Below are 14,189 nucleotides of genomic sequence, written 5' to 3'. Positions count from 1 at the left end.
GACGGACGGCCGCCACGGCCGACGGCCGATCACCGGAGTACCCGTGGCGGGTGCCCGGCACACACGGCCCGGAGGGAGCCGCCTACCGCTCCCCCACCGGCACGCGCCACAGCAGGGTGGTGCCCCGGCCGGCGGAACCGGTGACCTCGAACGTGCCGCCCAGCCGTTCCGCGCGTTCGGCCATGTTGCGCAGCCCGCTGCGGCGGCCCTCCTCCGGAACGCCCACGCCGTTGTCCGAGACCGTCAGCCGCACCTCGCGTCCGTCGGTCTCGAGGACCACCTCGGCCCGGTCGGCGCGGGCGTGCCGGGCGATGTTGGTCAGCGCCTCGGAGAGCACGGCCACCAGGTGGTCGGCGGCCTCCTTGGAGACGTGGGTGTCGATCAGGCCCTCCATCCGCACGCTCGGGGGGAAGCCCAGCACGGACGCGGCCTCACCGGCCACCCGTACGGCGCGGGCCCGCAGGCCGGTTCCGCCCGCGCCCTCGTCGGCGGGCGAGCGCAGACCGAAGATGGTCGACCGGATGATCCTGATGGTCTCGTCCAGGTCGTCCACGGCCCGCAGCACCCGTTCCGAGGCCTCCTTGTGCTCGATGAACCGGCCGGCGCTCTGCAGCGTCATGCCGGTGGCGAACAACCGCTGGATCGCCAGATCGTGCAGATCGCGGGCGATCCGGTCCCGGTCCTCGAACACGGCGATCTGCTCGGCGTCCTGACGGCGTTCCGCCAGTTCCATCGCCACGGCCGCCTGGGCGGCGAACCCCCGCAGCGGTTCGATCTCCTCGTCCGTGAACGCGTTGCGGCCCGCGGCCCGCACCAGCAGGACGATGCCGCGCACGCCCTCGCCCGACCCGATGGGCACGGCGACCGCCGGACCGAGGCCGGTGTACCGCTGGGGGCCCGGGAAGGCCCGGTCGTCGCACGCGATGTCCGCGCTGATGACGGGGGCGGCACTGGTGAAGGCGCGGCCCAGCAGGCTGTCGTCGACGGGCACGACGAGTCCCCGGTGGGTGTCCGCGCCCTGTCCGATGGCCAGTTCCACGGTCAGCGAGTCGGTGTCGGTCATGGGGACCGCGACCACGGCGAGGGCGGCCCCGGTGATCTCGCGGGCGCGTTCCGCGATGAGCAGGAGGGCCGCGCCGCGTTCGCTGCCGGACATCAGTCCGTGGGTGATCTCGGCGTTGGCCCGCAGCCACCGCTCGCGCAGCCGGGACTCCTCGTACAGGCGGGCGTTGTCGATGGCGACGCCGGCGGCGACCGCGAGGGTGGACAGGACCGACTCGTCCTCCTCGTCGAAGTGCGCCCCGCCCCGCTTCTCGGTCAGGTACAGGTTGCCGAAGACCTGGTCGCGGACCCGGATGGGGACCCCGAGGAAGGTGTTCATCGGCGGGTGGTGGGGCGGGAATCCGTACGAGGCGGGGTGGTCGGAGAGTTTCGGCACCCGCAGCGGCTCCGGGTGGCGGATCAGCTCGCCGAGGATGCCGTGGCCCTCGGGGTAGTGGCCGATGCGGGCGATCACCTCCTCGCCGACCCCGACGGTGTGGAAGGCGGACAGCCGCCTGCCGTCCGGGCCGATCACGCCCAGCGCGGCGTACTCCGCGTCCACCAGCGCCGCGGCGGCCTCCACGATGCTGTGCAGCACCTGTTCCAGGTCGAGTTCCCGGCCGACCGAGAGAACGGCCTCCAGCAGACTGCGCACCCGGTCGCGGGTGCCACGGGCCGCGTCGATCCGCGCCTGGAGCTCCTCCAGCAGCTCGTCGAGCCTCAGCTGCGGTAGCCGTACGCGGGCGTCCTCGTCCCGCTCGGAACCTGCCACCCGTGTGCCTCCGTCCCCTCGTCCGACGCCGTCGCCCGGCGGCCACCCGGCCGGCGCCCCGGTAACGGTCCAGCAAAAGTGACGGTACGGCATGGGACGGGGGCCGGACCGGCGGGGACCACGGCCGGCCGTCCGGTCCGCCGGGCCGGACGGCCCCGTCCCACGACCGCTCGCCGGGGCCGGAGGTCCCCTTCCGGCGGGACGACGGTCCCGCATCGCCCCCGACGGCCCCGTTACCCCCGGAAACAGGCGTGCCGGGTTGCTATACAGGTGCTGCCGCCGGTCCGGATCCACGGCCCCACCCGCTTTCCCCGTCCCGCCCTTGGGAGACCTCATGCTGTCCGAAGAGTCCGCCGCAGTGCTGCGGGCGACCCTGCCCGCCGTGGCCGGGGCGCTCGACGAGATCACCACGCGTTTCTACGGCTCGATGTTCCGCGACCGGCCCGAGCTGCTGGACGGCCTGTTCAACCGGGGCAACCAGGCCAGTGGCGCCCAGCGCCGGGCGCTCGCCGGGTCCATAGCCGGTTTCGCCCAGGCGCTGCTCGCCGACCCGGACACCCGGCCGGACGCCCTGCTGTCCCGGATCGCCCACAAGCACGTGGCGGTCGGGATCACCGACGACCAGTACACGATCGTGCACAAGTACCTGTTCGGCGCGATCGCCGAGGTGCTGGGCGACGCGGTGACGCCCGAGGTGGCCGCCGCCTGGGACGAGGTGTACTGGCTGATGGCCGGCGCCCTCATCGCGCGGGAGGCGCGCCTGTACCACGACGCCGGTGTCGAACCCGGCGACATCTGGCGCCCGTGGACGGTCGTGGAGCGCCACGAGGAGACGGCCGACGTGGTGTCGTTCCTGCTGCGCCCCGCCGACGGCGGGGCCGCCCCGCCGGCCCGGGCGGGCCAGTACGTCAGCGTGAAGCTGCTCATGCCCGACGGGGTGCACCAGGTGCGCCAGTACAGCCTGTCCTCGGACCCCGGGAACGATCTGCGCCGCATCACCGTCAAACGGGTCACGGGGGCGGACGGCGCGCCGGACGGCGAGGTCTCCGACCTGCTGCACGAACGGACCGGCACCGGTGACGAGCTGATGCTGTCCGTGCCCGCCGGCGACGTGGCGCTCGACGAGGCCCGCACCCCGCTGGTCCTGGTCTCGGCCGGCATCGGCTGCACCCCGATGCTGGGCATGCTCGCCCGGCTGGCCGCCACCGGCTCCACCCGGCGGGTGCTCGTCCTGCACGCGGACGGCTCGCCCGACGAGCACGCCCTGCGCGCCGAGACCCGTGAGACGGTGGACTCGCTGCCGGACGCGGAGGCGGTCTTCTGGTACGAGCGTCCCGGCCCGGAGGAGCCCGACGCCCGCGACGGCCTGATGGACCTCGCGGGGATCGACGTCCCGGCGGACGCCACGGTGTACCTGTGCGGCCCGCTGCCGTTCATGCGTGCCGTGCGCGGCGGGCTGCTCGACGCCGGGGTGCCCGCCCGCTCCATCCACTACGAGGTCTTCGGCCCCGACCTGTGGCTGCCGGCGGCCTGACCGTCCCGGGCCCTTCGCGCCCACGGCGGCGCGCAGGGCCCGGGCGCCGGATCAGACCTCGAGCTCGGCCTCGATACGGCGCAACTGGTGCCGCGCCATGGCCAGGTTGGCCCGGCCGGCGTCGAGCACCAGGTACAGGAAGAGGCCGTTCCCGCCGCGCCCCCTGAGCAGGCGGATGAGGTGGTACTGGCTGCTCAGGGTGATCAGGATGTCCTCGATCTCCTCGTTCAGCCCCAGGTGCTCCATGGTGCGCAGCTTGGACCGCACCACGTCGGTGTTGCCGGCGGCGGCGACCTCCAGGTTGAAGTCCTTGCCTCCGCCCAGCGTGCCGAGGGCCATGCCGCTGGTGTAGTCGACGAGTGCGGCGGCCGTCGCGCCGTCGATGGAGCTGAGGCATTCCTTGAGCGCGGTCTCGGTGTTGGCCATGAAACGTGTCCTTTCGGTCGTGACGGGTGATTCGGACCGGCCGCCGGATCGTGCGGAGGCGTCCGGCCGGGAGGAAGTCCGGGAGTCAGCCGCCGGGCTGGGGCCGGGGCCGGTGTGCGGGCCGCTGCGGGGTCCGCACCGGGAGGGTGCCGATGGTCCGGGCGGGGTCCTGGACCGGCGCGGGGGTGTCCCGGGCCGCGAGCCGGTCGGCGTGCCGCCCTCCGCCCGGGCCGATGCGGGTGTCGACCAGTTCCGCGATCCGGGCGCCGCTGCGCCGGCCCTCCAGGTGCAGCCGGCCCACGTTGACCCGGTCGTCGGCGAGGAGGGTGAGGACCGCGGTGGTGCCGGCCGCGTAGGTGGCGATGTAGCCTCGGTCGCCCCGCACCAGCAGTTCGCGGAACTCGCCGCGGGCGGCGGCGTCCGCCATGCGGTACGCGACGCCGAGCGCGGCGGCGGTGAGCGCGGCCAGCCCTTCCGGTTCGGTGTCCGGCACGTCGTGGGCGAGGACGAGTCCGTCGACGGTGGCCGCCAGGGAGCCCGCCAGTTTGGGTATACGGGTGCGGAGCCGACGCAGTTCGTCCAGCACGTCGGTCTCGACGGCCATGAGCAGTCTCCTTTCGGCACGCTGTCGGCGCGCGCGGATCACAGTGCCTCCAAGGCGTCCAGGAGCCGTCTCAGCAGCGCTGTGTCGGGCTCGTCCCACGCCGCGCCGCCCGCGTCGGGGGCGGCGTGGACGGGCGTGGCGGGCGGGGGTGGCGCGGGGGTGACCAGTCCGCCGGCGGCCAGGCGGCGCAGCTCGACGAGGGTGTGGAAGGTGCGGTGGGCGAGGGCCGCGGCGATCTGTGCGGCGGTGCGGGCGCCGTCGACCTGGGCGAGGGTGCGGGCGCGGCGGGGCGGCAGTTCGGCGGGACGGGCGCCGGGCACGCGGGTGAGCGGCGCGGTGTCGACGGCCGGGTCGGGCCAGATGCGGTGCAGCAGGTCGCGGCGGCGCCGTGACTCGCCGAGCACGGTCGCCACGGGGACCGGGCGGACCGCGCCGAGCCAGTGCGCGGCTCCGGGACGGAAGCGGAGCGTGGCGCCGTCGTGGGCGAGCGCGAAGTACGCCGCGTCGAACAGGGCGCCCAGATGGCACAGTTCCAGCGCCCCGGTGGTGAGCCGCCCGCTGTCGACCAGCTGGCGGCCGACGCCGTGCGCCGCCCCCGCTCGTTCGACGGCGTCCCACCAGCCGGCCGGGGCGACGGCGCCGCTGCGGGTGAGCAGGTCGCCGAGGTCCGGGCTGTACGCGGACTCGACGTGGACGACGCGTCCGGCCGAGAGGTAGAAGACGCCGGACTCCGTGGAGAGCGCCCCGGTGGCGTGGTCGGCCGCGAGGGTGCCGAGCAGCTGCGACGCGGTTCCGTCGGTGCACGCCGTGATCATCCGAGCACCAGCCGCTGCGCCATCTCGGCCAGCCGGATCCGGGCCAGGGCGAGGTTGCCGTCGGCGCGGTCGAGCCAGAGGTACAGGAACACCGTGCTGTCGAAGGTCGTGATGACGAAGCGCAGGAGGTGGTAGGCGTCGGCGGTGGTGAGGATCAGGTCGTCGACGGGTGGTTCCTCGCCCGCCTCGGCCCCGCCGACGGCGGGCGCGAGGGTGCCGCTCTCCATGGCCAGGCGGGCGAGTTCGGCGGTCTCCGCGGCCGTGGCCTCCGCGTCCTCGCCGGGCGCCTCGCCCACCGCCCCCAGGGCGAGCCCGCTGATCCAGTCGACCACCAGGGCACCGCGCGCCCCCGGCAGTCGCATGGCTTCCAGCAGGCTCTCGTCGATTCCGGGCACGCCGGATCCCCCTTCTCGCACGGCTGTACCGCGAACGTGACGTCGACGCTACGGTGGGTGCTCGACCGAGGTGAGGGCTTTGGCGTTTTCCGGGGGAATATGCGACAAGGAGAGCGCGCCGCTGGTAGGGTCCGGGCTTTTGCCGCCGGAAGGAGGGGTGGCCGCCGGCCGGGCGCGGGCGGGTCCGGCCCCGGTGCGGACGGTGGGCCGGACCCGCCCGCGGGATCCATGGTGGTGACGGCCCCGCCTCCGGGGCCACGGGTGAACCGCCGTCCCCGCGTGTGCGCCGCGCGCACCCCGTGCGCGACACGCCGACCGGCGGAGCCCCGGCTCAACCCTCCGGCCGGCCCCGACGATACTGGCAGGAACACGTGCCCCCGCTCACGACTGGACCCATGCCGACCTCCTCCTCAGCCCGCCCCACCGTCCCTCCCACCGTCTGGCTGGCCCGCGGCCGCCACACCGGCGCCACACCCGACGCGGCGCTCCGGCACACCCTGCACTGGCTCAAGGCCGGCCAGGACATCGACGACTTCCTGGAACTCCCCCCGACGGAGACCTCCCCCGACCTGGTGTTCGAATCTCGGACGCGGGTCACCGACGGGGTCACCGTGCGCGCCCGGCTGAGCCTCGCGCCCGGCACGGACGCGGGCCGGGACTGGGTCCTGGTCGCCGAGGCGGAGCGGCCCTGGGACCCCTCCTGGCCTTCCCCGGCCGCCATGTTCTGGCCGTCGGAGCCGGACGCGGAGTGGAACACCGACCCGGTGACGGGACTGCGGGCGGGCGTGATCAATCCGCTTCCCGAGGACGACAAGGCCGTACGACGGCTGCTGCGCGACTGCGCGCGCGACCCGTGGCACGTCCATGTCGTCGTCCACGAGGCCATGACCCCGGACGAGCGCGGCCGGATACCGCTCGCGCGCTGGCTGCCGCCGGGGCTGCGGGACCGGGTGGTGGAGCACCGGGCCGCGCCCCAGCAGTCGCGGGTGGCGAACTGGGCGCTGCGGGAGTTCGGCGTGGAGGTTCCGCGCGGGGGCGCGGTGGTGCTGCCCGGCGATCCCGCCCCGGAGGGCTACGACGCCGACGACTTCGCCGTGCGCGCGGTGTTCCTGGACGGCACGGAACCGGTCGACCTCGTGGAGGCGGTGGTCCGGTACGACGCGCTGCCGCGGGCGCTGCCGGACGGGGCGCGGGACGCGCTGACGGCGCTGCGGGAGGAGTGGCGTCTGTTGACGACGGCGGAGGAGCTCGTGCGCGAGCGGGCGCTGGTGGCGATGTACGCCGAGGCGCTGGAGGCGATGACGAAGTCACGGGACCTGTACCGGGAGGCCGCGGAACGCGCGCACGAGGCGTTGGCCGCGTACCGGGAGTCCGCCGGATCCCCTGACGCGGGGCAGCCCCCCGCGCCCCGGACCCCGTCTCCCCTGACGCGCACCCTGGAACGCCTCAAGGTCGGCGCCAGGACCCGCCGCCCCGCCCCCGAGGACCCGGCCGCACTGGACCATTAGTCACTTCCGGTCCGATCCGGTCCGGCCCGGACGCGGTGTGCGGGGAGGGCGGTCGCCGGGGCGCGCCGGCGTGGGCGTACGGGCCCTGTTCCGCGGGCGGTGGCGGCCGGGTCCCGCGGCGGGCGAGGCCGCCGGACGGTCGCGGGCCGGGGGCGGTTGACGCGGTCCGGCGCCGACGGGGCGCCCCCCCGGGCCCTCGAGGCGCCGGGGAGGCGGCACCGCCCGCGGTCTCGGGGCGGTGCGGGCGGCCGTGGTGACGGATCCCGCCGCCGGCTCGGGGGCCGGTGGGGGCGTCAGTCCGCCGTGCGGCGGGTCTTCGGGGGTGGCGAAGGGGTCCGGCGGGCGGCGGGACGTGCGGACGCCACGCGTACGACCAGCGCCGCCAGGGCCAGCAGGGCGGCCGCGGCGGCCACCGGGGCGGCGAACCACGGGGGCGCGAGGACGAGGTCCACGGACCGGGACAGGGCGGCCGACGGGAGGGAGCCGCCGTGGACGTGGGCCACGGCCAGGACCGCCGGGACCACGACCGCCCCCGCGAGGACCACCGCACCGGGGCGTACCACCAGGATCAGCGCGAGTGCCGCGCAGCACACCGACAGGCCGACGGCGAGGGCGTGCAGGCCCAGGGGGACACCGTCGTACCGCGGCGGGAAGTGGGCCATCGCGCACACCGCGAGGGCCACCACGGCGAGCCGGTCCGACCGGACCACGGCCCCGTCGACCGGCTCGGGCGTACGGCTGTCGGGCCGGCGGTCGCCCTCGTCCCCGGAACGGGGGTCGGCCGTCGCCGGCCGGTGGGCGGCCGGGCGGTGGGCGGCCGGGCGGTGGGCGGCCGGGCGGTCGATCGGCCCGGCCGGTTCGCCGGCGGACCGGCCGGTCGCCGCGGCCGTCGTGGCGGAGAGTGGGGCCGCCCCGGCGGGTATGACCGGTTCGTTCGAGGAAGGCGACGAAGAGCAGGTGGTCATGATCGGCTCCATGAGAAGGCTGATGACCATTTCTAGGCGCCCCCACCCCGTGCCGCCACTCGGTTGAGGCACCGGGACGACCTGCGGTGATCCGTCGTTTCGCACGGATCCCGCGGGGCACCGGGCGTGTGCGCGTATGGCCGGTCCCCGCCGCCATACCGGCGCCGCGAGCGGGAATCCGCTCAGTGCAGGCTGTGCCGCGGCGAGGCCGCGGCACGGGTCACGGAAGGAGGGCGGTCCCTTGGAGACGACCACCGTGCTGCTCGTCGTCGCCGCGGTCCTCGCGGCCGCGGTGCTGGCCGGCGCCATCGCCGTCCTGGTCCGACTGGTGCGCACACGGCGTGAGTTGCGTCACGCGGGTCTGCCCACGGGGCCCCGCTGGGTGTTCTGGGGCGCGGTTCTCTATCTGGTGCTGCCGACCGACCTGTTGCCCGATCCGGTCTATCTGGACGACGTGGGCGTGCTGCTGCTGGCTCTGCGCACCCTGCGGGGTTCCTCCGGCGCCCGGGCTCCCGGAGGAGCTCTCCGGCGGAGCGGTCGGCGACCCGCCGATGATTACGCTCCGTAAGGAAACCAACCACTCGTTCGATTCGTATAAGTCTCTGGAAGCCAAAAGAAGTCGGCGGACCAAGCAACGGCGCACCGTGGGCCGTTGCCTGCTCGGCGCAGCACCGACGAGGGAGAGACGATGCAACCGTTCGCGCTCAACTACGCACGTCCGGCGGTGGAGTTGGCCGTTGCCACTCCGTACGCGTATGACTCCGGACTGCAGTTGAACGTACTCGGCGACGGGCGGATCGCGGCCTGCGACCACGCACTGTTGCGCGAGGCGGGGACGACGACGTCCACCGCGGGCTCCAAGACCCACTTCGACGACTGAACGCGGACCGTGAACCATGACCGTGCTGATCCTCACCTGCGAGGAGGACGTGACCGCCGACATGGTGGTCGTCCATCTGAACGGCTCCGGTGTACCGGTGGTGCGCCTCGATCCCGCCGATCTGACGGGCGGCGTCTCGCTGTCCGGCGAGTACGTCCACGGCCGCTTCCGCGGCCATCTGTCCGTCGGCGGGCGGCTGGTGGGCATCTGCGGGCTGCGGTCCGTGTGGGTGCGCCGGCCCGGCACGCCGGCCGGGCGCGCGGCGCAGCCGTCCGCATGGCTGACCGAGGAGGCCTCGCAGGCGCTCTACGGCATGCTGCGCGGTGGTGACGCGCGGTGGATGAACCACCCGGACGCGGCCCGGCAGGCCCGCCACAAGCCGTGGCAGCTGCGGCTGGCCCAGCGCTGCGGCCTGCCCGTGCCGGCCACGGTGATCACCACGTTCCCGCGTGCCGCGCGGGAGTTCGCGGAGCGTTTCCCGGACCTGGTGGTCAAGCCGGTGTCGGGGGCGCATCCGCAGGACCCGCCGAGGGCGGTGCCGACCAGCAGGGTGGCGCCGGACACGGACTTCTCCGCGGTCGCGTTCGGACCGACGCTGCTGCAGCGGCGGATCGCCAAGCGGGCCGACATCCGGCTCACCGCGGTGGGCGAGCGGCTGCTGGCGGCCCGCAAGGCGACGCGGCCGGACGCGGATCCGGAGGAGGTGGACGTGCGTTTCGCCGCTCCCGGGTCGCCCTGGGAGCCGGTCGAGGTCCCGGCGCGCACCGCCGATGCCGTACGCGACTATCTGCGCCGGTCCGAACTGGCGTACGGCGCTTTCGACTTCGCCGAGGACGCCGACGGGACCTGGTGGTTCCTGGAATGCAACCAGTCGGGGCAGTTCGGGTTCGTGGAGGTGGAAACGGGGCAACCGATCGCCCGGACCATCGCCGAGTGGCTGTCCCGTCCCCTTCCCGACGAACCCGCCGAGCCGGCCGAGGCGGGCAGCACGGTGCGGTGAGGGCCCGTCACCGCACCGGGCTCAGTGCGACCGCGGTCCCGGCAGCAGGGCGGTACGCTGCCAGCCGTTGCCCGGGGAGTGCGGCCGGTCGAGGCCGGGAGACTGCAGGGGCCGCATGACCAGCTCCAGCTCCCTGCTCACGCGTTCGGCCTCGCGTCGCACCTGTGCGGGCACGTCGCCGCACTCCGCGATGAGTCGGTCGTAGATGGGGGAATCCTGGAACACCCGTCAACGTGCCTTTCTGCTCGTCGGCCCCGATGCGGGACGCGACTGCAGAGTCTAGGCGGCCGACCCTCCCGAAGGGGGAATTCCCCGGCACGACGGAACACGGAACGGGCATTACGGACATCAGGCGCAGATCGGTGACTCCGGGCGGTCCGGGCGGTCAGGCGCCCGTCGTCGAGCCGGGGCGGACGATCATCAGGGCGGTGACGGTCGCCCACAGCAGGTTGAACACCCCGGTGAACATGGCGAGTCGTACCGTGCTCCGGCGGTCGACGGGCCGGCTCCCGCCCAGCTGTCCGACGAGTTCGTCCTGCCGGGGCAGCACGAAGGCGAGCAGGACCCCGGCGGCGGCCGCGGTGAGGCCGACCGAGGTGACGAGCCAGCCGTCGTCCAGGACGCCCATCGCCAGCGCGGTGGCGAGACCGAGGAGGGGCACCGCGATCCCCACGCGGGCGTAGACCCGGCAGATGCGGTGGAGCAGCGCGACGGTGGCCACGGCCGTCGCGACGGGTTCGCCGCCCTCCGCCGGGAGGGCGCGGCGTACGGCCGGCGGGAACATGCTGGCCGCGACGGTGACGGGACCGACGGCGACGATGGCGGCCAGGACGTGGAGGGACAGCAGGAGCTTGGTCACCGGAACTCTTTCCTTGGTGTGATCGGCGGTGCCGGGCTCACGTTAGGGACCCGCCGGGTGATCACCCAGGGGCTGAAACGACAGGTTCCGACGGGTTCTCGCCAAGGCGGTTCACCACGGATCGCCCGCGTCACCGCCCCTGTGCCGCTGGTCCCGAAGGTGGCGGGAAACCGCCTATCGTGGCGGTCATGCACTCCGTGGCGATTCTGGTTCTCGATGGGGTCGTGCCGTTCGACATGGCGGCGCCCATGCAGGTCCTCGACTGGACGCGGCTGCCCGACGGCCGGCGCCCCTACCGGGTCCGGCTGTGCGCCGAGCGGCCGGAGGTGATCGCGGACGGCGGTTTCACCCTGCGCGTCGAGCGCGGACTCCAAGCGCTGGCGGACGCCGACACGATCATCGTCCCGGGCCGCGCCGAGGGCGCGGCCCCGCTCTCGCCCGCCGTGCTCGCGGCCCTGCGGGACGCGGCCGGGGCGGGCACCCGGATCGCCTCGGTGTGCGTGGGCGCGTTCGTGCTGGCGGAGGCCGGGCTGCTGGACGGCCTGCGCGCCACCACGCACTGGGTGGCCGCCGGGCGGCTCGCCCGGGACTTCCCCCGCGTCGACGTGCAGCCGGACGTGCTCTACGTCGACAACGGGCAGATCCTCACCTCGGCCGGCGCCGCCGCCGCGCTGGACATGTGCCTGCACATGATCCGCCGGGACCTGGGATCGGCCGTGGCCGCGAACGCCGCCCGGATGTCGGTGATGCCGCTGGAGCGGGAGGGCGGCCAGGCCCAGTTCATCGTGCACGAGCACCCGCCCGTGCCCCGCGGGTCGGATCTGGAACCGCTGCTGGAGTGGATCGAGGACAATCTGGCGCACGAGGTCACCCTCGGGGCGATGGCGGCGCGGGCCGGCCTGAGCGAGCGCACCTTCAGCCGCCGGTTCCGTGAGCAGACGGGCACCACGCCGCTGCAGTGGCTGCTGCGGGCGCGGGTGCGGCGCGCCCAGTACCTGCTGGAGAACAGCGACCACACGGTCGAGCGGATCGCCCGGCAGGCAGGGTTCGGTTCGCCCACGGCCTTCCGCGAACGGTTCCGCAAGGTCGTGGGCACGACGCCGTACGCCTACCGCTCGGCGTTCAACGGACGGCGCGCCGCCGTCGCGGGCAGCGGGTGAACGGGTGAGCGGTCCGGCGGCTCAGACGGCCAGGGGCAGGCTGCTCTCCCCGTCCGCCCGCGGGGCCGCCCGGCCCGCGGCGGGCCGTGCCCCGTCGAGCAGGGCGTCGGCCAGGGCGATGGCGTCCTGGACGCGGGACGCCCCCGTCATCACGCAGAGCGTCTCGCTGACGTCGTCCAGTTCACGCGCCGCCTCCGACGAGTACCGTTCCGCCTGAGCTATCCGCAGCGTCGCGTACCGTGTGAGCAACCGTCTGACGACCTTGGGATCCGGTGCGAGCACGAAGCGCCCCTCTCTGGTTTTCGCTCCGTATGCCCGGAGTAGGCGGAAGCACTCACCCCACTTGCCCGACCGACCGCAATTGACCGAAAACCGCCGTACCATGACCGGGCGATCAGGCCACCTGACCGCTGTGCAGCGCCGTGTACGCCCCTCCCCGGCGCAGCAGGTCCTCATGGGTGCCGATCTCCTGGATCCGGCCGTCCGCCATCACCACGATCCGGTCGGCGCCGCGCACGGTGGAGAGCCGGTGGGCCACCACGAACGTGGTGCGCCCGCGCAGCAGTCGGCCGAGGGCCTCCTGCACCAGCGCCTCCGAGCGGGTGTCGAGGGCCGAGGTCGCCTCGTCGAGGACCAGCACCTTCGGGTCCCGGATCAGCGCGCGGGCGATGGCGAGGCGCTGGCGCTGTCCGCCGGACAGCCGTGCACCGCGCTCCCCGACGAGGGTGTCGAGGCCCTGGGGCAGCCGGTCGACGAACTCCAGCGCGTTGGCGTCGCGCAGCGCGGCCCGCACCGCCTCCTCGTCGGCGTCGTCCATGCCGTAGGCGACGTTCTCCCGGACGGTGCCGTCGAACAGGATCGACTCCTGGGGCACCACGGACAGGAAGCGCCGGTAGGTGCGCAGATCGAGGCCGCTCATGTCGGCGCCGTCGAGCAGCAGCCGGCCGGAGGTCGGGCGGATGAAGCCGATGACCAGGTTGAGCACGGTGGACTTGCCCGCCCCGGAGGCGCCGACGAGCGCGATGGTCTCGCCCGGGGCGACATCGAGGGTGAAGTCGCGCACGGCGGGGCGCCCGTCGGTCTCGTACGCGTGGCCGACGCCCTCGAAGGTGATCGCGCCGCGCACTCCGTCGACCTCCGCCTTGCCCGCGTTGTCCTCCAGTTCGGGGGCCTGGAGGACCTCGCCGACCGAGCGGACGGACTCCAGCCCCTTGGTGATGACCGGGGCCAGCCCCGCCAGCGTGGTCGTGGAGTTGGTGAGCGTGGTCAGGAAGGCGCTGAGCATCACGACGTCGCCGGCGGTGACGCCCCAGACGTCGTAGTACGAGATGAGAGCCGCGCCGGTCAGCACGCACACGCCGACGACGTTGAGGACGACCCAGGCCAGCGAGCCGAACCGGCCGTTGACCAGGTCCAGGCGCATCCCGGAGGTGAGCAGCCGGTTCAGGGTGCCGTTCATCCGGCGCAGCGCCTTGCCCTCCAGGCCGTGGGCGCGGGTGACGGGGATGAGCCGGGTCATCTCCGTCACCCGTGAGGACAGCGTCTCCACCTCGTGGCGGAAGTGCTCGTTGTGCGTGCGCAGCCGGGACCGGAGCCGGGCGACGAGCAGGGCCGCGGCGGGCACGACGATCAGGAAGACGGGGAGGAACTCGGGGGTGCGGACGGCGATGATGACGAGTCCGCCGGTGAGGACGGTGAGCGCGCCGAGCCCGTTCTCCGCGGTCTGCTGCACCATCTGCTCGACGGTCTCCACGTCCCGCACGACCTTGGCCTGGAGCACACCGGCGCTGACCCGGGAGTGGTAGCCGATGGAGAGCTGCTGCATGCGGGTGCACAGCGCGGAGCGCAGGGCGGTGCCCATGCGGCGGACGCTGCCGTACAGCAGGCGGACGTACAGCACGTGCAGCGGGTAGTTGACCAGCAGGATGAACATGATGACGCCGGCGCTGGTCCACAGCCGGGAGATCGGCTGGTGCTGCACGACGGTGTCGATGATGGACGCGGTGATCAGCGGCAGCAGCCAGACCGGGCTGTGCTTGACCGTGAAGACGCCGACCGCGGCGGCGAGCCGGCCGCGGTCGGCGCGGAACAGATAGGCGAGGGTGCGGATCGGGTGCTCGCCGCGGTAGCGGTGGTCGAGCGGTCTTTCCGGCGACGACGCCATGGGCGGTGGTCCTCCCTGTGACTTTCTTCAGCAAGCGCTTTCTCGGCCTGCGCGCCAGGAGTACAC

The 14,189-nt window shown here is 74.0% G+C and carries 16 protein-coding genes; 6 read left to right on the top strand and 10 right to left on the bottom strand.

All coding sequences use genetic code 11. The annotated features are described in order from the left end of the window. Nucleotides 1–82: 82 nt before the first annotated feature. On the bottom strand, nt 83–1,813 hold the full coding sequence (locus tag ADK41_RS11600; protein ID WP_030821223.1) for a sensor histidine kinase: 1,731 nt from the start codon (nt 1,811–1,813) through the stop codon (nt 83–85). A gap of 334 nt (nt 1,814–2,147) precedes the next feature. Here ADK41_RS11600 and ADK41_RS11595 point away from each other — a divergent pair, with 334 nt between their 5' ends. Then, nucleotides 2,148–3,347 (top strand): globin domain-containing protein, encoded by a 1,200-nt coding sequence (locus ADK41_RS11595; protein ID WP_030821225.1) that lies wholly within the window; start codon nt 2,148–2,150, stop codon nt 3,345–3,347. A 51-nt stretch (nt 3,348–3,398) separates the two neighbouring features. Here the strand turns inward: ADK41_RS11595 and ADK41_RS11590 are convergent, their stop codons facing one another. The 4 genes from ADK41_RS11590 to ADK41_RS11575 form a co-directional block, all read right to left on the bottom strand. Continuing rightward, a complete protein-coding gene (locus ADK41_RS11590; protein ID WP_030821227.1) occupies nt 3,399–3,773 on the bottom strand; it encodes a hypothetical protein in 375 nt (124 codons plus the stop codon). A gap of 85 nt (nt 3,774–3,858) precedes the next feature. Continuing rightward, nucleotides 3,859–4,377 (bottom strand): roadblock/LC7 domain-containing protein, encoded by a 519-nt coding sequence (locus ADK41_RS11585; RefSeq protein WP_030821230.1) that lies wholly within the window; start codon nt 4,375–4,377, stop codon nt 3,859–3,861. A gap of 38 nt (nt 4,378–4,415) precedes the next feature. Beyond that, on the bottom strand, nt 4,416–5,192 hold the full coding sequence (locus ADK41_RS11580; RefSeq protein WP_030821232.1) for a hypothetical protein: 777 nt from the start codon (nt 5,190–5,192) through the stop codon (nt 4,416–4,418). After that, entirely contained in the window at nt 5,189–5,587 is a 399-nt protein-coding gene (locus tag ADK41_RS11575; RefSeq protein ID WP_030821235.1) for a hypothetical protein, read from the bottom strand. The genes ADK41_RS11580 and ADK41_RS11575 overlap by 4 nt, the downstream gene beginning before the upstream one ends. Nucleotides 5,588–5,982: 395 nt before the next feature. On the opposite strand from ADK41_RS11575, the gene ADK41_RS11570 reads away from it, so the two are divergent. Continuing rightward, on the top strand, nt 5,983–7,095 hold the full coding sequence (locus tag ADK41_RS11570) for a hypothetical protein (protein WP_106979385.1): 1,113 nt from the start codon (nt 5,983–5,985) through the stop codon (nt 7,093–7,095). 293 nt (nt 7,096–7,388) lie between these two features. Here ADK41_RS11570 and ADK41_RS11565 read toward each other — a convergent pair whose 3' ends face one another. Next, nucleotides 7,389–8,060 carry a hypothetical protein gene (locus tag ADK41_RS11565; protein ID WP_158717640.1) on the bottom strand — a complete coding sequence of 224 codons (672 nt, stop codon included), beginning with the start codon at nt 8,058–8,060 and terminating at the stop codon, nt 7,389–7,391. Between the two features lie 241 nt (nt 8,061–8,301). Here ADK41_RS11565 and ADK41_RS11560 point away from each other — a divergent pair, with 241 nt between their 5' ends. The 3 genes from ADK41_RS11560 (at nt 8,302) to tgmB (ending at nt 9,940) form a co-directional block, all read left to right on the top strand. Then, a complete protein-coding gene (locus ADK41_RS11560) occupies nt 8,302–8,628 on the top strand; it encodes a YkvA family protein (protein WP_030821243.1) in 327 nt (108 codons plus the stop codon). A gap of 120 nt (nt 8,629–8,748) precedes the next feature. Then, nucleotides 8,749–8,940, top strand: coding sequence for a putative ATP-grasp-modified RiPP (gene tgmA / locus ADK41_RS11555; protein ID WP_030821244.1), 192 nt, complete (start codon nt 8,749–8,751; stop codon nt 8,938–8,940). A 16-nt stretch (nt 8,941–8,956) separates the two neighbouring features. Then, complete coding sequence (tgmB, locus tag ADK41_RS11550) at nt 8,957–9,940, top strand: ATP-grasp ribosomal peptide maturase (RefSeq protein WP_030821246.1); 984 nt, start codon at nt 8,957–8,959, stop codon at nt 9,938–9,940. Nucleotides 9,941–9,961: 21 nt separating this feature from the next. Here tgmB and ADK41_RS11545 read toward each other — a convergent pair whose 3' ends face one another. After that, nucleotides 9,962–10,165, bottom strand: coding sequence for a hypothetical protein (locus ADK41_RS11545; protein WP_030821248.1), 204 nt, complete (start codon nt 10,163–10,165; stop codon nt 9,962–9,964). 160 nt (nt 10,166–10,325) lie between these two features. Continuing rightward, a complete protein-coding gene (locus tag ADK41_RS11540) occupies nt 10,326–10,799 on the bottom strand; it encodes a hypothetical protein (RefSeq protein ID WP_030821250.1) in 474 nt (157 codons plus the stop codon). Between the two features lie 188 nt (nt 10,800–10,987). On the opposite strand from ADK41_RS11540, the gene ADK41_RS11535 reads away from it, so the two are divergent. Further along, complete coding sequence (locus ADK41_RS11535; protein WP_037803640.1) at nt 10,988–11,959, top strand: GlxA family transcriptional regulator; 972 nt, start codon at nt 10,988–10,990, stop codon at nt 11,957–11,959. 21 nt (nt 11,960–11,980) lie between these two features. Here the strand turns inward: ADK41_RS11535 and ADK41_RS11530 are convergent, their stop codons facing one another. Next, the gene (locus ADK41_RS11530) at nt 11,981–12,241 is read right to left on the bottom strand and encodes a DUF5133 domain-containing protein (RefSeq protein WP_030821254.1); all 261 of its coding nucleotides are present in this window, start codon (nt 12,239–12,241) and stop codon (nt 11,981–11,983) included. A 112-nt stretch (nt 12,242–12,353) separates the two neighbouring features. Then, on the bottom strand, nt 12,354–14,123 hold the full coding sequence (locus ADK41_RS11525; RefSeq protein ID WP_030821257.1) for an ABC transporter ATP-binding protein: 1,770 nt from the start codon (nt 14,121–14,123) through the stop codon (nt 12,354–12,356). Between the last annotated feature and the right edge of the window lie 66 nt (nt 14,124–14,189).

Source organism: Streptomyces caelestis, assembly GCF_001279005.1.
Lineage (GTDB): Bacteria > Actinomycetota > Actinomycetes > Streptomycetales > Streptomycetaceae > Streptomyces > Streptomyces heliomycini.
The sequence above is the reverse complement of the archived record's forward strand: the minus strand, read 5'-3'. Positions and strand labels throughout refer to the sequence as shown.

Excerpts from the sequence above, each read along its gene's own strand:
- ADK41_RS11595 (WP_030821225.1), top strand. The coding sequence starts at position 2,148 with ATGCTGTCCGAAGAGTCCGCCGCAGTGCTGCGGGCGACCCTGCCCGCC.
- ADK41_RS11590 (WP_030821227.1), bottom strand. The coding sequence starts at position 3,773 with ATGGCCAACACCGAGACCGCGCTCAAGGAATGCCTCAGCTCCATCGAC.
- ADK41_RS11585 (WP_030821230.1), bottom strand. The coding sequence starts at position 4,377 with ATGGCCGTCGAGACCGACGTGCTGGACGAACTGCGTCGGCTCCGCACC.
- ADK41_RS11580 (WP_030821232.1), bottom strand. The coding sequence starts at position 5,192 with ATGATCACGGCGTGCACCGACGGAACCGCGTCGCAGCTGCTCGGCACC.
- ADK41_RS11570 (WP_106979385.1), top strand. The coding sequence starts at position 5,983 with ATGCCGACCTCCTCCTCAGCCCGCCCCACCGTCCCTCCCACCGTCTGG.
- ADK41_RS11565 (WP_158717640.1), bottom strand. The coding sequence starts at position 8,060 with ATGACCACCTGCTCTTCGTCGCCTTCCTCGAACGAACCGGTCATACCC.
- tgmA (WP_030821244.1), top strand. The coding sequence starts at position 8,749 with ATGCAACCGTTCGCGCTCAACTACGCACGTCCGGCGGTGGAGTTGGCC.
- tgmB (WP_030821246.1), top strand. The coding sequence starts at position 8,957 with ATGACCGTGCTGATCCTCACCTGCGAGGAGGACGTGACCGCCGACATG.
- ADK41_RS11535 (WP_037803640.1), top strand. The coding sequence starts at position 10,988 with ATGCACTCCGTGGCGATTCTGGTTCTCGATGGGGTCGTGCCGTTCGAC.
- ADK41_RS11525 (WP_030821257.1), bottom strand. The coding sequence starts at position 14,123 with ATGGCGTCGTCGCCGGAAAGACCGCTCGACCACCGCTACCGCGGCGAG.